The 24,479-nt window shown below is 69.6% G+C and carries 26 protein-coding genes; 15 read left to right on the top strand and 11 right to left on the bottom strand.

Annotated features, from left to right (window positions below; all coding sequences use genetic code 11):
- Positions 1-235: 235 nt before the first annotated feature.
- A complete protein-coding gene (locus tag G369_RS0128095) occupies positions 236-1,210 on the top strand; it encodes a hypothetical protein (protein ID WP_019657400.1) in 975 nt (324 codons plus the stop codon).
- Positions 1,211-1,254: 44 nt separating this feature from the next.
- On the opposite strand, the gene G369_RS39740 is transcribed toward G369_RS0128095, so the two are convergent.
- A complete protein-coding gene (locus tag G369_RS39740; protein WP_019657399.1) occupies positions 1,255-1,386 on the bottom strand; it encodes a hypothetical protein in 132 nt (43 codons plus the stop codon).
- Positions 1,387-1,442: 56 nt separating this feature from the next.
- Positions 1,443-1,886 (bottom strand): universal stress protein, encoded by a 444-nt coding sequence (locus tag G369_RS0128085; protein ID WP_019657398.1) that lies wholly within the window; start codon positions 1,884-1,886, stop codon positions 1,443-1,445.
- A 103-nt stretch (positions 1,887-1,989) separates the two neighbouring features.
- On the opposite strand from G369_RS0128085, the gene G369_RS0128080 reads away from it, so the two are divergent.
- From G369_RS0128080 to G369_RS0128030, 11 genes are all read left to right on the top strand, one after another.
- Positions 1,990-4,335, top strand: coding sequence for a heavy metal translocating P-type ATPase (locus G369_RS0128080; protein ID WP_019657397.1), 2,346 nt, complete (start codon positions 1,990-1,992; stop codon positions 4,333-4,335).
- The gene (gene ccoS / locus G369_RS0128075; protein WP_019657396.1) at positions 4,335-4,472 is read left to right on the top strand and encodes a cbb3-type cytochrome oxidase assembly protein CcoS; all 138 of its coding nucleotides are present in this window, start codon (positions 4,335-4,337) and stop codon (positions 4,470-4,472) included. Before G369_RS0128080 ends, ccoS begins: the two co-directional genes overlap by 1 nt.
- A 65-nt stretch (positions 4,473-4,537) precedes the next feature.
- Positions 4,538-5,977, top strand: a complete 1,440-nt coding sequence (ccoN, locus tag G369_RS0128070; RefSeq protein WP_019657395.1) for a cytochrome-c oxidase, cbb3-type subunit I — start codon at positions 4,538-4,540, stop codon at positions 5,975-5,977.
- A gap of 9 nt (positions 5,978-5,986) precedes the next feature.
- Positions 5,987-6,616 carry a cytochrome-c oxidase, cbb3-type subunit II gene (ccoO, locus tag G369_RS0128065; RefSeq protein ID WP_019657394.1) on the top strand — a complete coding sequence of 210 codons (630 nt, stop codon included), beginning with the start codon at positions 5,987-5,989 and terminating at the stop codon, positions 6,614-6,616.
- A 24-nt stretch (positions 6,617-6,640) separates the two neighbouring features.
- Positions 6,641-6,781: a cbb3-type cytochrome oxidase subunit 3 gene (locus tag G369_RS0128060; RefSeq protein ID WP_019657393.1), complete on the top strand. Its 141-nt coding sequence runs from the start codon at positions 6,641-6,643 to the stop codon at positions 6,779-6,781.
- A gap of 13 nt (positions 6,782-6,794) precedes the next feature.
- Positions 6,795-7,712: a cytochrome-c oxidase, cbb3-type subunit III gene (gene ccoP / locus G369_RS0128055; protein WP_019657392.1), complete on the top strand. Its 918-nt coding sequence runs from the start codon at positions 6,795-6,797 to the stop codon at positions 7,710-7,712.
- A gap of 15 nt (positions 7,713-7,727) precedes the next feature.
- The gene (gene ccoG, locus G369_RS0128050; protein ID WP_019657391.1) at positions 7,728-9,149 is read left to right on the top strand and encodes a cytochrome c oxidase accessory protein CcoG; all 1,422 of its coding nucleotides are present in this window, start codon (positions 7,728-7,730) and stop codon (positions 9,147-9,149) included.
- A 34-nt stretch (positions 9,150-9,183) separates the two neighbouring features.
- Positions 9,184-9,474: a FixH family protein gene (locus tag G369_RS0128045; RefSeq protein WP_020723318.1), complete on the top strand. Its 291-nt coding sequence runs from the start codon at positions 9,184-9,186 to the stop codon at positions 9,472-9,474.
- The gene (locus tag G369_RS0128040; RefSeq protein WP_019657389.1) at positions 9,471-9,746 is read left to right on the top strand and encodes a hypothetical protein; all 276 of its coding nucleotides are present in this window, start codon (positions 9,471-9,473) and stop codon (positions 9,744-9,746) included. The genes G369_RS0128045 and G369_RS0128040 overlap by 4 nt, the downstream gene beginning before the upstream one ends.
- Positions 9,743-11,167 (top strand): oxygen-independent coproporphyrinogen III oxidase, encoded by a 1,425-nt coding sequence (gene hemN, locus G369_RS0128035; protein WP_019657388.1) that lies wholly within the window; start codon positions 9,743-9,745, stop codon positions 11,165-11,167. Before G369_RS0128040 ends, hemN begins: the two co-directional genes overlap by 4 nt.
- Before the next feature lie 2 nt (positions 11,168-11,169).
- A complete protein-coding gene (locus G369_RS0128030) occupies positions 11,170-11,871 on the top strand; it encodes a sulfite exporter TauE/SafE family protein (protein WP_019657387.1) in 702 nt (233 codons plus the stop codon).
- On the opposite strand, the gene G369_RS36460 is transcribed toward G369_RS0128030, so the two are convergent.
- Positions 11,840-12,118 carry a hypothetical protein gene (locus G369_RS36460; protein WP_157773805.1) on the bottom strand — a complete coding sequence of 93 codons (279 nt, stop codon included), beginning with the start codon at positions 12,116-12,118 and terminating at the stop codon, positions 11,840-11,842. The genes G369_RS0128030 and G369_RS36460 overlap by 32 nt on opposite strands.
- A 169-nt stretch (positions 12,119-12,287) precedes the next feature.
- Complete coding sequence (locus G369_RS0128015; protein WP_019657384.1) at positions 12,288-12,491, bottom strand: YgaP family membrane protein; 204 nt, start codon at positions 12,489-12,491, stop codon at positions 12,288-12,290.
- 184 nt (positions 12,492-12,675) lie between these two features.
- Between G369_RS0128015 and G369_RS0128010 the strand changes: the two genes are divergently transcribed.
- Both G369_RS0128010 and G369_RS0128005 read left to right on the top strand, forming a co-directional pair.
- A complete protein-coding gene (locus tag G369_RS0128010; protein WP_019657383.1) occupies positions 12,676-13,500 on the top strand; it encodes a universal stress protein in 825 nt (274 codons plus the stop codon).
- A gap of 7 nt (positions 13,501-13,507) precedes the next feature.
- A complete protein-coding gene (locus tag G369_RS0128005) occupies positions 13,508-14,860 on the top strand; it encodes an MBL fold metallo-hydrolase RNA specificity domain-containing protein (protein WP_019657382.1) in 1,353 nt (450 codons plus the stop codon).
- A gap of 24 nt (positions 14,861-14,884) precedes the next feature.
- Here G369_RS0128005 and G369_RS0128000 read toward each other — a convergent pair whose 3' ends face one another.
- From G369_RS0128000 to G369_RS0127985, 4 genes are all read right to left on the bottom strand, one after another.
- Positions 14,885-15,874, bottom strand: a complete 990-nt coding sequence (locus G369_RS0128000; protein ID WP_026346698.1) for a zinc-dependent alcohol dehydrogenase family protein — start codon at positions 15,872-15,874, stop codon at positions 14,885-14,887.
- 99 nt (positions 15,875-15,973) lie between these two features.
- Positions 15,974-16,693 carry an acetoacetyl-CoA reductase gene (phbB, locus tag G369_RS0127995; RefSeq protein WP_019657380.1) on the bottom strand — a complete coding sequence of 240 codons (720 nt, stop codon included), beginning with the start codon at positions 16,691-16,693 and terminating at the stop codon, positions 15,974-15,976.
- Position 16,694: 1 nt separating this feature from the next.
- Complete coding sequence (locus G369_RS0127990; RefSeq protein ID WP_019657379.1) at positions 16,695-17,348, bottom strand: BON domain-containing protein; 654 nt, start codon at positions 17,346-17,348, stop codon at positions 16,695-16,697.
- A 135-nt stretch (positions 17,349-17,483) separates the two neighbouring features.
- The gene (locus G369_RS0127985) at positions 17,484-17,987 is read right to left on the bottom strand and encodes a Rossmann-fold NAD(P)-binding domain-containing protein (protein ID WP_019657378.1); all 504 of its coding nucleotides are present in this window, start codon (positions 17,985-17,987) and stop codon (positions 17,484-17,486) included.
- Between the two features lie 234 nt (positions 17,988-18,221).
- Here G369_RS0127985 and G369_RS0127980 point away from each other — a divergent pair, with 234 nt between their 5' ends.
- Positions 18,222-18,992: a Crp/Fnr family transcriptional regulator gene (locus G369_RS0127980; protein WP_038116025.1), complete on the top strand. Its 771-nt coding sequence runs from the start codon at positions 18,222-18,224 to the stop codon at positions 18,990-18,992.
- 45 nt (positions 18,993-19,037) lie between these two features.
- Here the strand turns inward: G369_RS0127980 and G369_RS0127975 are convergent, their stop codons facing one another.
- The 3 genes from G369_RS0127975 to G369_RS0127965 form a co-directional block, all read right to left on the bottom strand.
- The gene (locus G369_RS0127975; protein WP_019657376.1) at positions 19,038-21,155 is read right to left on the bottom strand and encodes a PAS domain S-box protein; all 2,118 of its coding nucleotides are present in this window, start codon (positions 21,153-21,155) and stop codon (positions 19,038-19,040) included.
- A complete protein-coding gene (locus G369_RS0127970; RefSeq protein ID WP_019657375.1) occupies positions 21,148-21,876 on the bottom strand; it encodes a winged helix-turn-helix domain-containing protein in 729 nt (242 codons plus the stop codon). The genes G369_RS0127975 and G369_RS0127970 overlap by 8 nt, the downstream gene beginning before the upstream one ends.
- 131 nt (positions 21,877-22,007) lie before the next feature.
- Entirely contained in the window at positions 22,008-24,398 is a 2,391-nt protein-coding gene (locus G369_RS0127965; protein ID WP_020723317.1) for a phosphoketolase family protein, read from the bottom strand.
- Positions 24,399-24,479 lie beyond the last annotated feature (81 nt).

The following is a 24,479-nucleotide window of genomic DNA, read 5'->3' as shown; positions in this document are numbered from 1 at the left end:
TCGAGCGCGCTGCCGACAGTCTCGCCTGCATCAGCCCGGCGCAGCGCTCTATTTCTTCACTCCGCCAACGAAAACGCCAGCACGCTGGCGGCAGCGGGTTGGCGCCTGCAGCAAGACCCGCACGAGCCGACCTCGCACGGCATCGTCACCTACCCGACGACACGCAAGACGCTGACCGATGGGGTGAAACGGCCGCAGAAAAGTCCAGGCTTCACTACAACGACAAGGAACAGCCATGGCCCAGTACGACGTGCATCCACCGGTCGGCGTCATCGAAGAATCCTCCAGTCTCAGCGGCGTTTCATGGGGAGCGATCTTTGCCGGTGCGGCAGGCGCTGCGGCGCTGTCCCTCGTGCTCGTTCTGCTCGGGGTGGGCCTGGGCCTGTCGTCGATCAGCCCCTGGGCCAGCCAGGGCCCCAGCCCCGCGGCGATCGGCATGGCCACCATCCTGTGGCTCGCCTTCACGCAGATTGCAGCCTCCGGCCTAGGGGGCTATCTGGCAGGGCGGCTTCGAACCAAGTGGGCGGGCGTGCACACCGACGAGGTCTACTTCCGGGACACGGCGCACGGATTCCTCGCGTGGGCCGTGGCCACTCTGCTGACGGCCTCGCTGCTGGCGTCTGCCGTCGGCTCGGTCGTCGGCGCGGGCACCCAGGCCGGTGCCACGGTGCTCGGTGGTGCCGCGGCCACCGCGTCTTCGGCCGCCAGCGTTCCCGGCCCCCAAGGTTCATCGGATGCCAACGCGGGTGCGATGAGTTCGATGAACTACTTCGTCGATTCGCTGTTCCGCCGCGAGCCTCTGCCAGCGACCGCCACCCCCGGTGCGCCGTCAGGCGACGCCACCGTGGTCCCTGAGAACCAGGCGACATCGCCAGCCGGCAATTCAATGGCCGCTCATGCGGAAGCCAGCCGCATCCTGCTCAACGGCATCCGCACCGGCGCCCTGCCGTCCGAGGACACGCGATATCTGGGACAGCTGGTCGCGCAACGCACAGGCCTCAGCCAGCAGGACGCGGAAAAGCGCGTGACCGACACCTATGCGAAGGCGCAGGCCGCGCTGAAGGATGCGCAGGCGAAGGCCAAGGAGGCCGTCGAGACCGCGCGCAAGAGCTCGGCCTATGCCTCGCTGTGGCTGGTGGTCTCGCTGCTGATCGGCGCCTTCGTCGCGAGCTTCGCCGCAACCTATGGCGGCCGCCGCCGCGACCTCTGACCGACAGCGTTCTCGCATCAATCCCGAAGGAAATTCCCATGCGCTCACTTCTGCTGTACTTCCTGGGTGTACCGATCCCGATCATCATCCTCATCGCCCTGTTCTTCCGCTAGGGCAGGCGCCCGCGCCCGCGCCCGGTTTTCCGGGCCGATGTGCGCCGGGATGAAGCTGGCCATTTCGCCGATGCAGGGCAAGCGTGCCGCCGCGCCCGAAGAAGACGGGCGGCGCCGCTTCAGCGCAGCACCAGCACCGGCAGCGTCGAGCGCACCAGCACCTGCTGCGTCTCGCTGCCCAGCAGCAGGCGCTTGAGGCCCTTGCGCCCATGCGAGGCCATCACGATCAGGTCGCTGCGGTGCTTCTTCGCCGCCGCGATGATCGACTCGGCGACCAGGTCCGAGCTGACCTGTGCCGTCTTGATCCGCACGCCGCGTTCCCGTGCGCGGTCGCGCACCTTGTCGAGCATGGCCTGCGCCTTCTCGGCCCACTGCTTCTCGATGCGGCCGACGTCTTCGGCGGAGAAGGTCATCGAGCCTTCGAAATAGCTCTTCGGATAACGGGGAACGACGGTCATCGCGACCAGGTCGGCGTCGTTCTGCACCGCCAGCGAGATGGCGCTGTCGACGGCCTTCTTCGAAAGAGCGGTGCCATCGGTGGCGACGAGGATGCGCTTGAACATTGAGGATCTCCACACAGTGTGCGCCCGAGCTTAGGCGGGCGACGGTCCTTGCGGCTTGATGCATATCAAGCGCCTCGTGGCGCCTGCCTCTTAGGCTCGCCCGATGAATGCCACGCTCGCCCCGGATCGCGCCGTGATCCCTGCCATTCCAGTTGCTCCAGCTCTGCCAGCTCCGGTCGGTGAAGACGCCTGGCAGATGCTGGACGATCCCGCCGAGTGGGCCGCGTTCGGGCGCGAGCTGAATGACACCGATGGCGGCTGCTGGGAGTCGCAGGTCATGGTCGAGGGCATGACCTGCGCGGCCTGTGCCTTCACCGTCGAGGACGCGCTGCGCCGGGTTCCCGGCGTGCGCGAGGCGCAGGTCAACGCGGCCAGCCGGCGTGCGCGCGTCGTCTGGTCGCCCGCGCAGACGCGGCCCTCGCGCTGGTTCGAGGCGAGCACGAAGGCCGGCTACCGGCTGCTGCCGGGCTGCGACCGCTCCGCGAGGGAGCTGCGTCGGCGCGAATCGCGGCTGGCCCTGTGGCGGTGGCTGGTCTCCGGCCTCTGCATGATGCAGGTGATGATGTACGCCTACCCTGCGTACGTCGCGCGGCCCGGCGACATGGGCGCCGATTCGGCGCAACTGCTGCGCTGGGCCTCCTGGGTGCTGACGCTGCCGGTGGTGCTCTTCTCCTGCGGTCCCTTCTTCCGCAGCGCCTGGCGCGACCTGCGCATGGGCCGAATCGGAATGGACCTGCCCGTGGCCTTCGGCGTGCTCGCCACCTTCGCGGTCAGCAGCGCCGCCACCTTCGATGCCGGCGGCCCATTCGGCCACGAGGTCTATTTCGACTCGCTGACGATGTTCGTCTTCTTCCTGCTCACCGGCCGATGGCTGGAGGCGCGGCTGCGCGAGCGCACGGCCGGCGCCCTCGATGCTCTGATGAACCGGCTGCCCGACGCCATCGACCGACTCGCCGCCGACGGCAGCTGGAAGCGCGTGGCCGTGCGCCGGCTCGCCGTGGGGGACGTGGTACGGGTGCGCCCTGGCGAAGCCTTTCCGGCCGACGGCGTGCTGGTCGAAGGCGACACCAGCGCCGACGAGGCCCTGCTGACCGGCGAATCGCGGCCGGTGCCCCGCGCATGCGGCGACCGCGTGCTCGCGGGCAGCCACAACCTGTCGGCACCGGTGCGAGTGCGCATCGAATCGGTGGGCCAGGGCACGCGCTTCGCGCAGATCGTCAGGCTGATGGAGAGCGCCGCCTCGCGCAAGCCGCGCCTCGCGCTACTGGCGGACCGCGTGGCGCGTCCGTTCCTCGTCGCGGTGCTGGCATCGGCGGCCATCGCAGCCGCGTTCTGGTGGCCGACGGACCCGGGCAGGGCGCTGATGGTGGCGGTCGCGGTGCTCATCGTGACCTGCCCGTGCGCGCTCTCGCTCGCGACGCCGGCCGCCATGCTCGCCAGTGCGGGCGCGCTGGCGCGCGGCGGCGTGATGACCTCGAACCTGCAGGCGCTGGAAGCGCTGGCATCGGTCGACACGGTGGTGTTCGACAAGACCGGCACGCTGACGGGCGATGTCCCCCGGCTGGAGCGCATCTACTGCCGACAGGGCCTGCGGCCCGGCGACGCGCTCGAAATGGCGGCAGCACTCGCCGGCCAGTCGCTGCACCCCGTGTCGCAGGCGCTGGTGAATGCCTGGAACGCGCAGTTCCGCTCGCCACCCGATTGGATCGCGCAGCAAATCGTCGAGGCGGCGGGCCACGGTATCGAGGGCCGGCTGCGCCGCACGCGCGCAGCAGCCGGCACGGACCGGCGCGTGCGCCTGGGCTCGGCGGTCTTCTGCGAGGTGACCGCGCTGGAGGTCGAGGCCGCGCAGGTCCACCTGGCCGACGAGAAGGGCTGGCTCGCGAGCTTCGTGCTGGCCGAGGAGCTTCGCGCCGATGCCTCCGAGGCCGTGGCGACGCTGCGCGCGCAAGGGGTCACGGTGCGGCTGCTCTCGGGCGACAGGGACGCGGCCGCGAGGGAGATCGCCGCGCGCTGCGGCATCGACTTCGCGCAGGGCGGCTGCACGCCGGAAGACAAGCTCGACGTGCTGTGGCGCCTGCAGGCCGAAGGGCGGCGGATCGCGATGGTGGGCGACGGCCTCAACGATGGCCCGTCGCTGGCGCGTGCGAATGCCTCGTTCGCCTTCGGCCGCTCGGTGCCGCTGTCGCGCGCGCACGCCGACTTCGTGGTGCTCGGCGACAGGCTCGCCAGCATCCCGCAGGCGATCGCGCAGGCACGCAGGACCTTGCGCGTGGTGCGGCAGAACCTCGTGTGGGCCGCGGGCTACAACGCGCTGTGCGTGCCGCTGGCCGTCGCCGGCTGGCTGCCGGCCTGGCTCGCGGGCCTCGGCATGGCCGCGAGCTCGCTCGTCGTCGTTCTCAACGCGGCGCGGCTCTCGCGCGCTGGCGCTGGAGAAGGCGTGCGCTGATGGACATCCTCTTTCTTCTCGTGCCGCTGTCCGTGATGCTGGTCCTCGCGATCCTCGGCGGACTGTGGTGGGCCATCGAGCGCGGCCAGTTCGAAGACGTCGACATGGAAGGCGAACGCATCCTGCACGGCGATTGATATGCATCAAGCCCTCGGGCCGGTTACCCACGGAAACTGCCCGCAACTCAATCAAGGGCACGACGATGCAGGAACCCAGACCCCCCGCCGCGGAATACGACGACACGGTCGTGCGGCAGTTCGCGCTCATGTCCGTGGTGTGGGGCGTGGTCGGCATGCTGGTGGGCGTGGTCATCGCCTCCCAGCTGACGTGGCCCGAGCTCAACCTCGGCGTTCCATGGCTCAGCTACGGACGCCTGCGGCCGCTGCACACCAACGCGGTCATCTTCGCGTTCGGCGGCTGCGCGCTGATGGCGACCAGCTTCCACGTGGTCCAGCGCACCTGCCAGGTCCGGCTCTTCGCGCCCCGGCTCGCGTCCTTCGTGTTCTGGGGCTGGCAGGCGGTGATCGTGGCGGCCGCCGTCAGCCTGCCGATGGGCTACACGCGCGGCAAGGAATACGCAGAGCTCGAATGGCCGATCGCCCTGCTGATCGCGGTGGTCTGGGTGGCCTACGCCATCGTGTTCTTCGGCACCATCGGCACGCGCAAGGTGCGCCACATCTACGTGGCCAACTGGTTCTTCGGCGCCTTCATCATCGCGGTCGCGCTGCTGCACATCGTCAATGGCGCGGCGGTTCCCGCGGGATGGATGAAGAGCTACTCCGCCTATGCCGGCGTGCAGGACGCGATGGTGCAGTGGTGGTACGGCCACAACGCAGTGGGCTTCTTCCTCACGGCCGGCTTCCTGGGGATGATGTACTACTACATCCCCAAGCAGGCGGGACGGCCGGTGTATTCGTACCGGCTGTCGATCGTGCACTTCTGGGCGCTGATCTTCACCTACATGTGGGCGGGCCCGCACCACCTGCACTACACCGCGCTGCCCGACTGGACGCAGTCGCTGGGCATGGTGTTCTCGCTGATCCTGCTCGCGCCGAGCTGGGGCGGGATGATCAACGGCGTGATGACGCTCTCGGGCGCCTGGCACAAGCTGCGCACCGACCCGATCCTGCGCTTCCTGATCGTGGCGCTGTCGTTCTACGGCATGTCGACCTTCGAGGGGCCGATGATGTCCATCAAGACCGTCAACGCCCTGAGCCACTACACCGACTGGACCATCGGCCACGTGCACTCCGGCGCGCTCGGCTGGGTGGGCTTCATCACCATGGGCTCGCTCTACTACCTGATTCCGCGCATGTACGGCCGCACCGCCATGTACAGCGTGCGGGCCATCGAGGTGCACTTCTGGATCGCCACCATCGGCATCGTGCTGTACATCGCCGCGATGTGGATCGCCGGCGTGATGCAGGGTCTCATGTGGCGCTCGATCAACCCCGACGGCACGCTCACCTACACCTTCGTGGAGAGCGTGAAGGCCACCTTCCCGTTCTACCTGGTGCGCGTGATCGGCGGCGTTCTATACCTCAGCGGGATGTTGCTGATGGCGTGGAACGTCTGGATGACCGTCATCTCCGGGCGCGCGGTGCGCGCCGAGATCCCGCCGCCTGCCATGGCCCATGCCTGAGGACGCACGATGAATTCCAAGACTTCCAGCTCGGGCGGCTTCACGCACGAGAAGATCGAGACCAACAACCTGCTGATGATCGTGCTGATCCTCGTGGTGGTGGCCGTCGGCGGCCTCGTCGAGATCGTGCCGCTGTTCTTCCAGAAGTCGACCACCGAGGCGGTGCAGGGCGTCAAGCCGCTCACGCCGCTGCAGCTGGCCGGCCGTGACATCTACCTGCGCGAAGGTTGCTACAACTGCCACTCGCAGATGATCCGGCCCTTCCGCTCGGAGACGCTGCGCTATGGCCACTACTCGGTGGCCGGCGAGTTCGTCTACGACCATCCGTTCCAGTGGGGCAGCAAGCGCACCGGCCCCGACCTGCAGCGCGTGGGCGGCAAGTACAGCGACGAGTGGCACCGCATCCACCTGAACAACCCGCGCGACGTCGTGCCCGAGTCCAACATGCCAGCCTACAGCTGGCTGGAGAAGACGCCAGTCGATGCCGAATCACTGCCCGCCCACATGCGCGCGCTGCGCCGCGTCGGCGTGCCCTATACCGATGCCGAGATCGCCGGGGCCGCGGAAGACGTCCGGGGCAGGACGGAGATGGAGGCCACGGTGGCCTACCTGCAGTCGCTGGGCCTGGCGCTCAAGTAGGCAAGCGGCAAAGGACGCAAAACCATGATCGACCTCACCACCTTGCGCGTCGCCGCCACCGTCGTGTGCTTCGCGCTGTTCATCGGCATCGTGATCTGGGCGTATTCGCGCCGCAACGCGCCCGGCTTCCAGGAAGCGGCACGCCTGCCCTTCGAGCAGGACTGAAGGGATAAGCACGATGAGCGATTTCATCCACCGTTTCTGGTCCGACTACGTGGCCGCGGTCTCGCTGCTGGGCATCCTCGGCTGCGTGATCCTGCTGTGGCTCACGGCCCGCAAGCGCGTCGCCGCCAGCGCCGACAACACGACCGGCCACGTCTGGGACGAAGACCTGCGCGAGGCCAACAACCCGCTGCCGATGTGGTGGGTCGGCCTGTTCGTGCTGACCATCGTTTTCGGGCTCGGCTACCTCGCGCTCTTTCCGGGGCTGGGGAGCTTCCGCGGTAAGTCCGACTGGACTTCGCGCGGCGCGTACGAGGCGGAAGTCGCCAGGGCCACGCAGGAGCTCGCACCCGTCTATGCGAAGTACGCGTCGATGCCTGTCGAGGAAATCTCGCGCGACCCGCAGGCCCATGCCATCGGCGAGCGGCTCTTCATGGGCAACTGCGCCCAGTGCCATGGCTCCGATGCGCGCGGCAGCAAGGGCTTTCCAAACCTGACGGACAAGGACTGGCTCTACGGCGGCACGCCCGACAAGATCATCGAGACCATCACCAGGGGACGGGTGGGCGTGATGCCGCCCATGGCCGCCGCCGTCGGTACGCCCGACGACGTGAAGAACGTCGCCAACTACGTGCTGAGCCTGTCGGGCGAGCCGCACGACTCGGTGCGCGCCGGCCTCGGCAAGGCGAAGTTCACGGCATGCGCCGCATGCCACGGCATCGGCGGCGTGGGCAACCAGGCCCTGGGCGCACCCAATCTCAGCGACAGGATCTGGCTGCACGGCTACGGCGAGGCCGCCATCATCCAGATGATCAACTCGGGCAAGCACAACGAGATGCCCGCGCAGGAAGGCCGCCTCACCGAGGCACAGATCCGGATGGTCGCGTCCTACGTCTGGGGGCTCTCCAACAATGCGCCTGCAGCCACGCCCTGAAGCCGGCGGACCGCCATGACCCGCAGGATCATTCCCATCGCGAACGCCAACCCGGGAGGCGGCGAGGAGGTCGGCCTGTACGAGGCCTCGAAGAAGATCTATCCCCGCACCGTGCGCGGCGTGTTCGCGCGCTGGCGCTGGGCGCTGGTCTTTCTCACGCAGCTCGTGTTCTACGGCATGCCGTGGGTGGAATGGGGCGGGCGGCAGATGGTGCTGTTCGACCTCGCGGCGCGGCGCTTCTACATCTTCGGGCTGGTGCTGTACCCGCAGGACCTGATCTACCTCTCGGGCCTGCTGGTCATCAGCGCGCTCTCGCTCTTTCTCTTCACCGCCGTGGCGGGGCGGCTGTGGTGCGGCTACGCCTGCCCGCAGACCGTCTACACCGAGATCTTCATGTGGGTGGAGCAGCGCATCGAAGGCAACCGCGCCGCGCGCATGCGGCTGGACGCCGAGCCGATGTCGCTCGAGAAGCTGGTGAAGAAGTGGTTCAAGCACATCGTCTGGATCGGCATCGCGATGTGGACCGGCTTCACCTTCGTGGGCTACTTCACCCCGATCCGCGAGCTCGGCATGGCCTTCCTGCAGGCACAGATGGGCTCGTGGGAGGTCTTCTGGGTGTTCTTCTACGGTTTCGCGACCTACGGCAACGCCGGGTTCATGCGCGAGCAGGTCTGCAAGTACATGTGCCCCTATGCGCGCTTCCAGAGCGCGATGTTCGATCGCGACACGCTCATCGTGACCTACGACCCCCGGCGCGGCGAGCCGCGCGCGCCGCGCCGCAAGGGTCCCGATCCGCGGTCGATGGCGCTCGGCGACTGCATCGACTGCGGCCTGTGCGTGCAGGTGTGCCCCACCGGCATCGACATCCGCCAGGGCCTGCAGTACGAATGCATCGGCTGCGGCCTGTGCGCGGACGCCTGCGACACGGTCATGCGGAAGATGGCCTATGCGCCGGGGCTGATCCGCTACGACACGCAGAACGGCATGGAGGCCGGGTGGTCGCGCCGGCAGCTGCTGCGGCGCGTGCTGCGCCCGCGGGTGCTGGTCTACGCCGCGATCCTGCTGCTGCTGGTGACCGGCCTGCTGGCCAGCCTGGTGGTGCGCTCGCCGCTGAAGGTCGACGTGGTGCGCGACCGGGCCGCGCTGGCGCGCATCGCCGAGGGCGGAAGGCTCGAGAACGTCTACCGGCTGCAGATCATGAACGCCACCGAGCAGCCGCAGCGCTACCGCATCGCCGCCAGCGGGCTCGAAGGGCTCAGCGTGTCGCCGGACGAGCCGGTGGCCGTCGATGCAGCCCAGTCGCGCTGGGTCGCGGTGCGGCTTCAGGTGCCCTACGGCAGCGTGCCCGCCGGATCGCACACGGTGCACTTCGGCATCCGCGAGGAAGGCAGCGGCGCGCAGGTTTCCGAGAAAGCGGCCTTCCTGGTGCCGCGCTGAAAGGTCTGGAATGAATGCAGCAACCGGTTCGACGATGAACGCGCTGGCCGCCGAAGCGCTCGAGGCGCACAAGCCCTGGTGGCGCCATCCGCTGCTGTGGATGGTGATCGGCGGCCCGGTGGCCGTGATGATCGCGAGCTTCGTGACCTTCTGGCTGGCCTGGCGAAGCCCCGATGCGCTGGTGTCCGAGGACTACTACCGCGAGGGCATCGAGATCAACAAGACGCTGGCCGGCAAGCGCCACCTCCCCGCACTGACCGGCCGCAACCATGCGATGACGCCCGCGGAAGATGTGCCCTCCGCGGGTCCGAGGGCGGCGCCATGAACGCGATGCGGCTGGTCGCCGCCATCCTCTGGCCTTCCTTTCTGGTGGCCTGCGGCATGGAGGTGCTGGTCTTCGCGCTGGTCGATCCAATCAACACCTTCTGCGGCGCCGATGCGCTGCACATGACGCGGCAGGGCATCTACACGGGTGCCTTCTTCGTCTTCTGGCTGATGGCCGCGGCCTCGAGCGCCTGCACGGTGCTGCTGACCGCACCGCCTGCACCCGTGCAGCCCGTCCAGCCCGACGCTCCCATGCGCACACCCACCCCATGACTTCCATTGCCCTCGCTCCCGATACCGGAATCGAAACCGGAACCGTGCCGGCCCCGCTGCCGATCGACCTGCTGCGACAGTTCGACGTGCCCGGCCCGCGCTACACCTCCTATCCCACCGCGGACTGCTTCGTCGAGTCCTTTGGCGAGAACGACTACGTGCGTGCGCTGGCACAGCGCCGCGCGGCCGGCCCCGAGGCGCCGCCGCTGTCGCTGTACGTCCACATCCCCTTCTGCGAGTCGCTGTGCTACTACTGCGCCTGCAACAAGATCGTGACGCGCCACCGCGAATGGGGCCGCCAGTACCTCGCGTACCTCGCGCGCGAAGTCGAGCTGCAGGTCGCGCAGCTCGGCCGCAGCGCCACCGTGTCCCATCTGCACCTGGGCGGCGGATCGCCGACCTTCCTCGACGATGCGGAGCTCGGCGAGCTCATGGCGCTGCTGCACCGGGCCTTCGCCTTCGTGCCCGGCGGCGAGCGCTCCATCGAGATCGATCCGCGCACGGTGGACGCGCAACGGCTTTCCAACCTCGCGGCGCTCGGCTTCAACCGCCTGAGCTTCGGCGTGCAGGACTTCGACCCGGCCGTGCAGGAGGCGGTGCACCGCATCCAGCCCGCATCGCAGGTCTTCGCGCTGATGGACGAGGCCCGCTCGCTGGGCTTCGAGTCGATCAACGTGGACCTGATCTACGGCCTGCCGCGGCAGAACGACGCCTCCTTCGAGCGCACGCTCGCGCAGGTCTGCGAGCTGCGGCCCGACCGCATCGCGCTCTATGCCTACGCGCACCTGCCCGAGCGCTTCAAGCCGCAGCGGCGCATCCATGCCGAGGAACTGCCGGACGCCGCCGCGCGCGTGCGCATGCTCGCGAACGCCATCGCGAGACTCACGGGCGCCGGCTACGTCTACATCGGCATGGACCATTTCGCGCTGCCCGACGATCCGCTCGCCGTCGCGAAGAAGCAAGGGCGGCTGCACCGCGACTTCCAGGGCTACGGCACGCGGCCCGAAGGCGACCTGATCGCGCTCGGCGTATCGGGCATCGGCCGCGTGGGCGCCACCTACAGCCAGAACGCCAAGAGCCTGGACGACTACCGCGCCTTGCTCGACCAGGGGCGCCTGCCGGTGGTGCGGGGCCTTGCGCTGTCGCGCGACGACCTGCTGCGGCGCGAGGTGATCATGGCGCTGATGTGCCGGGGGCGGCTCGACTTCGATGCCATCGGCGAAGCCTTCGCGGTCGACTTCCGGCGCTACTTCGCCACCGAGTTCGCGGCGCTCGGCCCGCTGGTCGCCGACGGCCTGGTGCGCCTGAGCGACCACGGCCTCGCGGTCACCGAGGAGGGCTGGTTCCTCGTGCGCGCGGTCGCGATGGTGTTCGACCGACACTGCCGCGCCAACCGCACGCGCTTCTCGCGCGTGGTCTGAGCATGCAGGCCGCGCTCGCCGGTGCCGCGCTGCTCATGGGCCTTGCCGGCGGGCCGCACTGCGTGGCGATGTGCGGTGCCGCCTCGTCGGCGGTGATAAGGATCGTGCCGCTCGCCCCCGTGGGTCGGGGCGCGGTGCCGGCACTCGGCGCGCCCGGTGCCTTCCATCTGGGCCGCGTCGCAAGCTACGCGGCTGCGGGCGCCATCGCGGCCGCCAGCGTCGACGGCCTCGCGCTGGCCGGCGCCCAGGTCGCCGCATTGCGGCCGCTGTGGGTGCTGCTGCACGTCTTCGTGTTCGCCTGGGGCGCGATGCTGGCCGTCACGGGGCGGCAGCCGCTGTGGGCACGGCGCATCGGCCGCTCGCTCGAAGCGCGTCTTCGTCCGCATGCCGCAGCCACGGGGATGGGCGTGTTCGCGACCGGGCTGCTGTGGGTGGCGCTGCCGTGCGGGCTGCTCTATTCGGCGCTGATGCTGGCGGGCCTGGGCAGCGGGCCGTGGGAAGGCGCCATGCTGATGGCGTTGTTCGCGGTGGGAAGCGGGCTTTCGCTCGCGGTCGGTCCGTGGCTGTGGCAGCGCCTGCGCCTGGCCGGCGTTGCGGCGGGCCAGGCCTGGGGCGCACGGCTGGCGGGCGTGCTGCTGGCCGGCGCCGCCGCGCACGCCGTGGGCTCGGACCTCATCCGCCAGATCGATGCCTGGTGCCGATGAAACGCGTGGCCTCGCCCGGTGGCGCATCGGCGGCGAGGGTCTCCCACCCGCGAGGGGTGATGCGGGTCACCGTGGCCGCATCCTGGTGCGTGCAGCCGCCCGTGCCATGGCCCGGCTGCGAGACGGCGCAAGGAATGCGGGCCTCGACCAGGCCGGCGGCCTGGAGCACGCGCAGCCTGTCGATCATCGCGGGATCCGCTTCGCTGCAAGGCAGTTGCGAGGCGGCCAGCCTGCGCAGCAGGTTCATGCACATCGCAGCCTCCGTACGAAGCTCAGTCCAGCGTGAGCCACTTGATGAGGAGCTGGAACGCGAACCACAGCACTGCGCCACCCAGCGCGGCACACAGCACGATGAGCAGCAGCAGATGGACGGACATGCGGCCCTGCGTCGTTCGACGGATTCGCATCCGCCAGTCTCAGCGGCCGTCGCGCGGGCAGGTGCTGACGCCGAACAGCGTGTAGGCAGGGCAGTTGCCCACCACGCCCGTCAGCAGCGGCACCACGCCGATGTAGCCCCAGAACCCGATGGTTCCCCGCACCGCCAGGGCGATCATCAGAAGGCCTGCGCCAATGCGCAGTGCGCGGTCGAGGACTCCGACATTCTTCGTCAGGAAAGGCATGCGACATCTCCTTTGCACGATGGGAGCAAATCTTGCGCGCCGCGACCGTGGCGGGGGTTGAGGTGGATCAAGCCGCGGTGCGGGCTGCTGCGGTCCTGCGGCCGATTGACGCAGCGCAAGCCCGTGCGCGGCCCGCAGGCCTAAGGTCGCTTCCATCGCAAACCGCCTGTCCAGGAGAGCCTCCATGCAGACCCCCAAATCCATCCTGCTCCATCTCGACGGCTCGGCCCGCACGGTGGAGCGCATCAAGCTGGCCCGTGAGCTCGCCGAGACCTTCGAGGCCGAGGTCACGGCGCAGCCGTGCACCCTGTCCGCGCTCATGCGCTATCCGTACGCCATCGAAGCGGCCGCCGAGGCGGTCGCGATCATGCAGGAGATCGACAAGGACGCGCGCGACAAGATGCACGCCACCTTCATGCAGCACGGCGCGGGCTCGCCGCGCCTGCACTGGACCGAGCCCGAGAGCGACGGCCCGTGGGGCTTCGCCCGGCGCGCCCTGTACGCCGACCTGCTGGTCCTGGGGCAGCGCGACCGCTACGACCCGATGGACGGCGAGCTCCCCGGCGACTTCCTGCCCAGCCTGCTGGTGCAAAGCGGCCGGCCGGCGCTGGTGCTGCCCTACGCGGGGCCGGTCGGCCCGATCGGCAGCAAGGTGCTGGTGGCCTGGAAGGAGACGCGCGAGGCCGCGCGCGCCGTGAGCGCCGCACTGCCATGGCTGCGCAAGGCGGGCCGGGTGGATGCCGTGGCCTACGGCGAGGGCGCGAACGAATCGCTGCAGAGCCTGCGGGCCTACCTTCGGATGCAGGGCGTGGGCGAGGTCCGCCTGCATCCCGGTGGCGACAAGGAGGACGACGTCGGCAACCGGCTGCTCTCGCTGGCAGCCGACCTGAGCGCCGACCTGCTGGTGATGGGCTGCTATGGCCACAGCAGGGCGCGCGAGTGGGTGCTGGGCGGTGCCACGCTGTCCATGCTGCAGTGGATGACGCTGCCGGTGCTGATGTCCCACTGAGGCTTTCATGCGCATCGACTTCCTCGGTGGCACGGGCACCGTCACCGGCTCGAAGTACCTGCTGAGCCATGGCGGCCGGCGGCTGCTGGTCGATTGCGGGCTCTTCCAGGGGCTCAAGCAGCTGCGCCTGCGCAACTGGGACGTGCTGCCGGTCGATCCCGCGAGCATCGATGCCGTACTGCTCACGCACGCCCACATCGACCACAGCGGCTTCGTGCCGCGGCTGGTCCGGCTCGGCTTCAAGGGGACCGTGTACTGCACCAAGGCCACACTGGAACTGTGCGAACTGCTGCTGCCTGATTCGGGCCGTCTGCAGGAGGAGGATGCCGACTATGCCAACCGGCACGGCCACTCGAAGCACAAGCCCGCGCTGCCGCTGTACACCGAGCAGGAGGCGCGCGCGGCGCTCGGGCGCTTCGAGGCCGTGGACTTCGGCCAGGAGTGTTCCCCGTGGCCCGGCTGGTCCTGGCAGCTGGCCAGGGGCGGCCACATCCTCGGCGCGGGAAGCCTGCGCGTCGGCTGGGGCGGCGCGAGCATCCTCTTCTCAGGCGATCTGGGGCGCAGCCAGGACCTGCTGATGCGCCCGCCCGAAGTAGCCCGCCCCGCGGAGTACGTGGTGGTGGAATCCACCTACGGCGACCGCAGGCATCCTGCGGCCGACACGCTCACCGAGCTCGCAGGCGTGATCAACCGCACCGCCGCGCGCGGCGGCATCGTGCTGATCCCGGCCTTCGCCGTCGGACGGGCACAGACGCTGCTGCACTGCATCCACCTGCTCAAGGACGCGCACCGCATCCCGGACATGCCGGTGTACCTGAACAGCCCGATGGCGACCGACGCCACGCGCATCTACAGGAAGCACTGCGACGAGCATCGGCTGAGCGCGCAGCAGTGCGCGACGATGCTGGGGAAGACCATCGTCGTCAACACGGTCGAGGAATCGATACGGCTGAACACCCTGGCCTTTCCGTCGATCATCGTCTCCGCCAGCGGCATGGCCACCGGCGGGCGGGTGCTCCACCACCTGAAGGCCTACGCGCCCGACGCCCGCAACACCATCCTGTTCGCGGGTTTCCAGGCGGCAGGCACGCGCGGCGCCGCCATGCTGGCGGGCGCCGAGGCGGTCAAGATCCACGGCGCCTACGTGCCGGTGCGCGCGGAGGTCGCGAACCTGGAAACGCTGTCGGCCCATGCCGACCGGGAGGAGTTGCTCGCGTGGCTCGACGCCCAGCAGGCGCCGCGGCGCGTGTTCGTCACCCATGGAGAACCGGTGGCCGCGGACGCGCTGCGGCTGGCCATCGAGGAGCGCCACGGCTGGCCGTGCACCGTGCCCGAATACCGCGAATCGCTGGAACTCTGAGCCGAGGATCACGGCGGCGGCGCATCAGGGCACCAGCACCGCGGCGCCCTCGATGCGGCCGGCGCGCAGATCGGCCAGCGCTTCGTTGGCCTGCGCGAGCGGATAGGTTCTGACGTGGACCTGCAGCGGATGCGTCTGCACGAAGTCGAGGAATTCCCGCGCATCCGCGCGCGTGAGGTTGGCCACCGAGACCACGCTGCGTTCCTCCCACAGCAGTCGGTACGGGAAGGCGGGAATGTCGCTCATGTGGATGCCCCCGCACACCACCCGGCCACCCTTGTGCACGACGCGCAGCGCCGCGGGCACCAGCTCGCCGGCGGGCGCGAAGATGATGGCGGCATCCAGGAGCTCGGGCGGGCGCTCGTTCGAGCCGCCGGCCCAGGCGGCCCCCAGGCTGCGCGCGAAGGCCTGTGTCGCCGTGTCCCCGGCTCGGGTGAACGCGCAGACCTCGCGCCCCTGCGCAACCGCCGCCTGCGTCACCAGGTGCGCTGCGGCACCGAATCCGAAGATGCCCAGCCGCTGTGCGCCGTCGCCCGCGGCCTTGAGGCTGCGCCAGCCGATCAGGCCCGCGCACAGCAGCGGGGCGATGCGCGCGGCGTCGGTTTCGGGCATGGCAAGCGGCAGGCAGAACGCCGCCTCGGCGATCACATGGCTCGCGAAGCCGCCGTCGCGGTGATAGCCCGTGAAGCGTGGCGTGTCGCAAAGGTTCTCGCGGCCGTCCGCGCAGAAGGCGCAGCAGCCGCAGCTGTGGCCCAGCCATGGCACGCCCACGCGGTCGCCGATGCGATGGCCCTGCACGCCCGCACCCATGGCCTCCACGATGCCGACGATCTCGTGCCCCGGCACGATGGGCAGCACCGGCAGCGGCAGCTCGCCATCGACCACGTGCAGGTCGGTGCGGCAGACTGCGCATGCCAGCACGCGCAGGCGCAGCTCGCCCGGGCCGGGCTGCGGGATGTTGCGCCGCTCGAGCTGCAGCGGCAGCAGCGCCGCGTTCAGCACCATGGCCCGCATGGTCGGCGCGACTGCACAGGCCGGCTCGATGTCGCGCGTCTCGGAGGTGTTGCGCATGGAGGGCTCGCGCTCGTGATGGGCGAAGTTCCGGGCCGCCGCCTAGGCCATGTACTTGCCGCCGTTGATCGACAGGGTGATGCCGTTGATGAACGCGCACTCGTCGGCGACGAGAAACACGACGCCGCGCGCGATCTCGGCGGGCGTGGCGAGGCGGCCGGCCGGAATGTCCGACAGGATCCTCGCCATCACCTCGGGTGCGACCGCCCCCACCATGGGGGTGTCGGTGTAGCCCGGCGCGACCACGTTCGCGGTGATGTTGCGCGAGGCGCCTTCCAGCGCGAGCGACTTGGTGAGGCCGACGAGCCCGGCCTTCGTGGCCGCGTAGTTCACCTGGCCCGCCTGCCCGGACAGTCCGTTGACCGAGCCCATGTTCACGATCCGGCCGAAGCGGCGTTCGCGCATGCCGCCGATGACGGCGTGGCACATGTTGAAGCAACCGCCGAGATTGACCTCCAGCACCTCGCGCCACTGCTCGAGGTTCATCCTGTGCAGCATCGTGTCGCGCGTGATGCCGGCGTTGTTGACCAGCACGTCGATGGGACCGAGCTCGGCCTCGACGCGCGCGACGCCGGCCTGGCAGGCCGCGTGGTCCGCCACGTTCCATGCGAAGGCCGGGATGCCGGTGCGCGCGGCGAAGGCCTGCGCGGCCTGCGTGCGGTTGGCGAAGTTCACCGCCACGCGGTAGCCCGCCGCCTGCAGGGCCTCGGCCGTGGCCGCCCCGATGCCCGAGGTCCCGCCGGTGACGAGCGCGACGCGCATCTCAGGCGTCCACGAGCAGGTCGTTCACCACGACCGTGACGCCCGGCGTGGACCAGGCAGCGCCTTGCACGGCGTCGCGTTCCGACCACGAATGGACGGTGCCGCGCAGCGTGACGTGGGAGCCGTCCACCGCAATGGAAAGCTTGCGGGCCTCGCGGTCGGCCTGGCGCGAGAGCGCGTCGTGGATCTTCTTCTCGACGTCGGCGGGGCTCACCCTGGGCTTGACCTTCACGAGGTTCGACACGCCGGTCACGCCCATCAGGTCGCGCACGGCCACTTCGGCGGCGCTGCGCTGGTAGTCCCACTCGACCTCGCCGGTCAGGCTGAGCCAGCCCTTCTCGACCATCGGGTGGATCTTTCCGTCGGGCACGAGCGCGTTCCATTCGAGCGCGCGTTCGGCCGCCAGCGCGATGTCCGCGTCCGTGCGCTGGTTGTCGAAGGGCAGCTTCACCGTCAGTTCGACCGCCAGCGCCTTCACGCCGTAGACGCGCTGCACGGCGCGCTCGACCGCGTATTTCTCGGCATAGCTGGAGAGATGGCCGGTGAGCGTGACCACGCCGTCCTTGACGATCACGCCGATGTCGGAGGATTTGACCTCGGGAGCCCAGTTCAGCTCGGCCTGGATGTCGTTGCGCAATTGGGTATCGGTCTTCATGGTGGGATTCCTTGCGTTGGATGGATGGAGCCGGTCGTCCTGGCGCAGCCCTGGCGGCCGTGGAATCCACTGTAGGAAGGGCGCGGGAAAGGCGTCTTGCGCTGGATCAAGCGCGGGCGCACCAGGCCGTGCACCTCATCCGATCGCTTCGAGCAGCATCGCCTGGAGGATGAAGCGGCGGTTGTCGGCCGGCACGGTCGCGTCCGAGAGCAGTTCCGCGAGCTGGCTGGCCGGGTGGGTCTTCATCGCGGCACCCTCGAAGACCGGAATGCCGGCGTGCTGCCCGATGCACCGCACGAGCGCGGGGTCGAGCCCCTGGCATTCGATGGCGTCGTAGAGGCGCCCGAGCATGCGGGCCGTGTGCTGCACCTCCTGCGGCGTGCTCGCCGCCGACAGGCTCGAGCGCATCACCGCCACGTGGGCGCCGAGCTCCTCGGCGGCGCGGCGGAAGAAGGCCAGCGATTCGGCGGGCTGCGCCTCGTAGACCAGCCCCAGGTTCTTGCCGCGTAGCAGCGGGCGCGTGGTGCCGTCGACGCAGGCCTGCTGAAGGATGCGCGCGCGGGCCAGCAGGCTCGCCGCGTTGAGCGGGGAGAGCTTGAGGTCGGCCTCGGGACTGCGGACGGTATGGGTAGGCGGCATAGGGCGTGTCAATGTGCGACCTGCCGAGGGTAGGGGGGCGGGTGGTCCCCTGTTTGATGCAGCGCAAGCCATGGCACGCCAGCGTGTGAACTGCAGCACGCCGCGGGCCCTTGATACACGCCGGACACATTGCATTCACCGAGCGTTACGCAGCGATTCCGACCGTTGTCATTGCGTTGCCGAGGGCTTCCTAGCATTCCTCCATCGACACGCAAGAACCACCAAGGAACGAAGATGCTCGACACCGCCACCGCCTCGAAGATTGCTCCTTCTTCCCCATGTCCGGGGATGCCCGCTGCCGCCGGCCACGATTGCGGGAACCGCAGCACCGCCGAGACGCTCCGGCTGCTCGGCGAGCAGCTCAGGCCGCAGCGCCGCGTGGTCCACATGGGCGACACGATCTACCAGGCCGGCGAGCGCTTCGGCAATCTCTACATCCTCAACTCGGGCTTCTTCAAGATCGTGAACCTGTCGGCCGACGGGCGCGAGCAGGTGGTGGGCCTGAAGTTCCGCGGCGACTGGCTCGGCTTCGACGGCATCGCCGGCGGGCGCTATTCGTGCGACGCGGTGTCCATGGATACCGGAGAGGTCTGGGTGGTTTCGTACGAAGCGCTGCTGGCAGCCTGCATCACCCGTCCCGAGCTGCTGCAGGTACTGCACGCCGCGATGAGCCGAGAAATCTCGCACGACCGGGATTCGCTGATGTCCGTGTGCACCCTTCCGGCCGATGCCCGGGTCGCTGATTTCCTGCGCTACTGGGCCGAGTCGCTCGCGGAGCGCGGCATGCGCGCCGACGAGATCACGCTGCGCATGACGCGCGCCGAGATCGGCAACTACCTGGGCATGACCCTCGAGAGCGTCAGCCGCGCGCTGTCGCGCCTGGCGCGCGACAACGTCATCGGGTTCGCGACCAAGGGGCGCCGCGATGTACAGATTCCCGATGTGGGCGCCCTCTCCGCATTCGTGCAGCGCTGCCTGGCGCCTGCGCCCGCGATGCTGCAGTAGCCGCAGTAGCCGCAGTAGCCGCAGTAGCGCAGGCTGCGGCGGCGCTCAGTCCCGGCCGGCCAGGACCCTCGCCATGGCCTGCGCCAGTTCCGATCGCGTGTAGGGCTTGCGAAGCAGTTCCCAGCTCTGCGGCACCTCGCGGTCGGCATCGAGCAGTTCCGACGAGAAACCCGACATCAGCAGCACCGCGACCCCCGGGAGGCGCTGCTGCACCTCGGCGGCCAGCCGCGTGCCGCGCATGCCGGCGCCTAGCGCGATGTCGCTGAGCAGCAGGTCGAAGTCGCCGGCGCCCGCATCCAGTGCAGCCAGCGCCTGTTCGGCGGTGGGGGCCGCGATGACGATCTCGCAGCCCAGCGTGTGCAGGAAGTTCTCCACCACCTTGCGGACTTCCGCGTCGTCCTCGACCAGCATCACCCGCAGGCCGGGCGCGAGCGCGTCGCCACCATGCTCTTCCATCGCGGCGGGCGCGCAGGTCTCCTGCTGCTGCGGGAGGTAGAGCGTCACCGTGGTGCCCCGACCGATCTCGCTGTCGATCGCGACGGCGCCGCGCGACTGGTTGACGAAGCCGTACACCGTGCTCAGCCCCAGCCCCGTGCCGCGACCCGCCTCCTTGGTGGTGAAGAAGGGCTCGAAGGCCCGTTCCTTGACTTCGTCGGACATGCCGCTGCCGCTGTCCGCGATGGAGATCGCGACGAAGTGCGCGGCGGTGCCCGCCTGCGGTTCGTTGCGCTCGTTGCGAAGGACCGTCGGCAGCGCGCCGCAGATGGCAGTGCGGAAATGGAGCGTGCCGCCGTCGGGCATGGCGTCGCGCGCGTTGATCGCGATGTTGAGCAGTGCGGATTCCAGCTGGCCCGGGTCGGCCACTACCAGCGGTCGGCCGGGCGCCGTGGCGATCTCGATGCGGATGCGCTGGTCCAGCGTACGGCGCAGCATGTCGGCCAGCGAATGCAGCAGCGCGTGCGTGTCCACCGCCACCGGCTGCAGCACCTGCCGGCGCGAGAACGCCAGCAGCTTGCCCGTGAGCTCCGCACCGCGCCGCGAAGCGCGGGTGGCGGCGCCCAGCAGTTGCTGGGCGTAGCCGTCGTGCGCGAGGGCGGGCAGCTCCTCGAGGACCTGGAGGTTGCCCTGGATCACGGTGAGCAGGTTGTTGAAGTCGTGCGCGATGCCGCCGGTGAGCTGGCCGACGCTCTCCAGCCGCTGGGCATGGTTGAGCGCCTCCTCCGTCTGCATGCGCTGCAGGCTGGTCGCGAGCAGGCTCGACAGCGATTCGAGGAAGCGCACCTCCTCGTCGCCGAAGCGCTTGGACTCCCTGGAGCGCACCGAGAGCATCCCGGTGACGCGGCCCCGGTCGGACAGCGGCACCGCAAGTGCGCTCACCAGCCCGGCATCGAGGTAGGCCCCCGGCACGCGGAACCGCGTCTCCTTGCGGTAGTCCTGCACCACCACCGGCCGGTTCTGCGAGAGAACGAAGCCCGGCGGCGTGTCCGGACGGTTCGCCAGGCGCGCGCCGATCTCCTCGCCGGCGACCAGCCCGACCCCGCTGGCCACGCGGAACTCGGAGCGGCCCGCGTCGAGCAGCCACACCATCGCGACCTCCACCTCCAGGGCCTTGGCGATGATCTCCGGCACGTGCTCGAGCACCGCCTGCAGGTCGCGCGTGTCGACTGCGAGGCGGCCCAGCTGGGCCAGGTGCTCGCTGTAGCGCGCGCGTTGCAGCGCCTGCTTCACGCGCGGGTAGGCGCCGATGTCGCGGATGGCCGCGACGACGAATGGCAGGCCATGGTTCTGCAGCGGGCTCAGCGCGATCTCCACCATCACCTCGCTGCCGTCCTTGCGCTTGGCCACGAGCTCCATGTGCGTGCCCATGGGACGCGGGCGCGGGGCCCGGCCGTAGGCCTCGCGGTAGGAGGCGTGGCGCGGGCGGATGCTGTCGGGCACCAGCGCGTCGACGTTGAGGCCGAGGAGCTCGTCCGGTGCATAGCCCAGCAGCGCGGCCGCCGAGGGGTTGGCGAGCACGATGCCGCCGGACTGGTCCACCACGAGCAGCGAGTCGGGATAGGCGGAGAAGAGCGAGCGGAAGACGCTGCCTTCGTCGATGCCGGACGGCAGGATCTGGCCGCTGCCGGCGGAGGGTTGGCGCGCCTCGCCGGCCGTGTCAGCCATGGGAGACCGGCGGGACCAGGATGTAGCCCGCCCCCCGCACCGACTTGATGAGCTGCGGATCCTCGGCGTCGGCCTCGATCTTCTTGCGCAGCCGGCCCACCTGCACGTCGATCGTGCGGTCGAAGGGCGCGGCCTCGCGCCCGCGCGTCTGTTCGAGCAGGAAGTCGCGCGACAGCACGCGGCCCGGATGGCGCGCAAAGGCCTGCAGCAGGTCGAACTCGCCGCCGGTCAAGGTCACCGGCTCGCCGCGCGGATTCGTCAGGCTGCGCGCGGCGGTGTCGAGCTGCCAGCCGGCGAAGCACAGTTTGTCGGGGGAGGCGGACGCTGCAGCCGGTGCAGTGGGCATGGCCGGCGCGAGCCGCCGCAGCACCGCCTTCACGCGGGCCGCCAGCTCGCGCAGGTCGAAGGGCTTGGTCACGTAGTCGTCCGCGCCCACCTCGAGGCCCACGACCTTGTCCACCGCATCGCCGCGGCCCGTCACGATCACGAGGCCGCAATGCCAGCTCTCGCGCATGCGCCGCGCGATGGAGAAGCCGTCCTCGCCGGGCAGGCCCAGGTCGAGCAGCACGAGATCTGCGGGGTCGGACTCCATCAGCGCCATGAGGGCGCGGCCCTCATGCACCTGGGTGACGCGGAAGCCGTGGCCCTGGAGATAGTTGGCCAGCAACTGCGTGATGTCGATTTCGTCGTCCAGAACAACGATGTGGGGCGTGGTTTTCATGCGCTGGCAACAAGATGGGGCGCGGACTGCATGGGTGGTCCGGCCTGCGCTGAGCGTAGCACGCAGGCAGCGCCAAAGCACCTGCACCAGGGTACCCCCCGCGGTAGCCCGGTGCCGCGCCGCCAGCGCCGTCAACCCTCGCCGCGCGGGGGCTGGCCGCGCCAGCGCCAGTCCTCGACCTCCGGCATGTCCTTGCCGTGGCGTGTGATGTAGGCCCTGTGCGCCAGCAGCCGGTCGCGCAGGTGCTGCTGCACGTGGCCGGCGCTGTCGCACAGGCCCGGTACGCGGGCGATCGCGTCGGCTGCGAGGTGGAAGCGGTCCAGCCGGTTGAGCACCGTCATGTCGAAGGGCGTGGTGGTGGTGCCTTCCTCGCAGTAGCCGTGCACGTGGAAGCCGGGATGGTTGCGCCGCTTGTAGATCAGCCGGTGGATCAGCGCCGGGTACCCGTGGAACGCGAAGATCACCGGCCGGCCGGTGGTGAAGATCGCATCGAAATCCGCATCGGGCAGCCCGTGCGGGTGCGCGTCCGGCGACTGCAGCGCCATCAGGTCGACCACGTTGACCACGCGCACCTTCAGCGACGGCAGCTTCCCGCGCAGCAGGTCGACGGCCGCCAGCGTCTCCAGCGTGGGCACGTCGCCGGCGCAGGCCATCACCACGTCGGGAGCGCCGCCTTCGTCGTTGCTCGCCCATTCCCAGATGCCCAGGCCCGCGGCGCAGTGGCGGGCCGCCGACTCGATGTCCAGCCACTGGGGCGCGGGCTGCTTGCCGGCCACGATGACGTTGACGTAGTCGCGGCTGCGCAGGCAATGGTCGACCACCGACAGCAGCGTGTTGGCGTCGGGCGGCAGGTACAAGCGCACGACTTCCGCCTTCTTGCTTGCGACATGGTCGAGGAAGCCCGGGTCCTGGTGGCTGAAGCCGTTGTGGTCCTGGCGCCAGACGTGGCTCGTGAGCAGGTAGTTCAGCGAGGCGATCGGCCGGCGCCAGCCGATGCCGCGCGTCACCTTGAGCCACTTGGCGTGCTGGTTGAACATCGAGTCGACGATGTGGATGAAGGCCTCGTAGCACGAAAAGAAGCCGTGCCGCCCGGTCAGCAGGTAGCCCTCCAGCCAACCCTGGCAAAGGTGTTCGCTCAGTACCTCCATCACGCGGCCGTCGGGCGAGAGGTTCTCGTCGCCCGGCCACACCTGCGCGGTCGTGGTCCGCCCGGTCACCTCGAACAGGGCCGAGAGCCGGTTCGAGGCGGTCTCGTCCGGTCCCATCACGCGGAAGTTGCACGCCTGCTCGTTGGCGCGCATGACCTCGCGCAGGAAGGTGCCCGCGACGCGCGTGGCTTCGGCGTCGCAGCCTCCCGGCGCCGCCACGGGAACCGCGTGCGCGCGAAAGGGCGGCAGCGCCAGGTCCTTCAGCAGCAGCCCGCCATTGGCGTGCGGATTGGCACTCATGCGGCGATCGCCCCGGGGTGCGATCGAGGCGATCTCGGGGCGCAGGGCGCCGTCGGCGTCGAACAGCTCCTGCGGGCGATAGCTCAGCAGCCACCGCTCCAGCAGTTCGATGTGCTGCGGCTTGGCCGAGAAGTCGGCGAGCGGAACCTGGTGCGCACGGAACGTGCCCTCGATCTGCACGCCGTCGACGTGGCGCGGGCCGGTCCAGCCCTTGGGGGAGCGCAGCACGATCATCGGCCACCGTGGGCGCACGTGGAAGCCGTTCGTGCGGGCATTGGCCTGGATGGCGCGGATGCCGTCCAGCGCAGTGTCCAGCGCCGCCGCCATCTGCCTGTGCATGTCGGCGGGCTCGTCGCCCACCACGAAGTACGGTTCGTGGCCGTAGCCGCGCAGCAGCTGCGTGAGCTCCTCCTCGCCGATGCGCGCCAGCACGGTCGGGCCGGCGATCTTGTAGCCGTTGAGGTGCAGCACCGGCAGCACCGCGCCGTCGCGCTCGGGGTTCAGGAACTTGTTGGAGTGCCAGCTCGCCGCCAGCGCGCCGGTCTCGGCTTCGCCGTCGCCCACCACGCAGCAGGCGAGCAGAGACGGGTTGTCGAACACGGCGCCGTACGCGTGCAGCAGCGAATAGCCAAGCTCGCCGCCCTCGTGGATGGAGCCCGGCGTCTCGGGCGCCGCGTGGCTTGGAATGCCGCCGGGAAACGAGAACTGCGTGAACAGCCGCTGCAGGCCTGCGGCGTCCCGTCCGACCTCCGGATAGACCTCGCTGTAGCTGCCTTCGAGCCATGTGTTGGCGACCACGCCCGGGCCGCCGTGGCCGGGGCCCGCGATGAAGATCGCGTCGAGGTCCCGGGCGTTGATGGCGCGGTTCATGTGGGCATAGACGAAATTGAGGCCCGGCGTCGTGCCCCAATGGCCCAGCAGGCGCGGCTTGATGTGGCGCAGCGCGAGCGGCTCGCGCAGCAGCGGGTTGTCCATCAGGTAGATCTGGCCCACCGACAGGTAGTTGGCGGCGCGCCACCAGGCGTCGAGCAGCGTGAAGTCGTCCGGGACCGCCGTTTCGCGGGGAGAAGGCATGTCGATTTCCTGCGGAATGGATCGACGCTCCAGTATGGGCACATGGGTGCGCATCGGGTTGATGTCCGTCAAACCGGTAAC

The sequence above is a fragment of the Variovorax atrisoli 110B genome, assembly GCF_000382045.1.
Classification (GTDB): domain Bacteria; phylum Pseudomonadota; class Gammaproteobacteria; order Burkholderiales; family Burkholderiaceae_C; genus Variovorax; species Variovorax atrisoli.
This window is presented reverse-complemented; position numbering and strand designations above follow the sequence as displayed.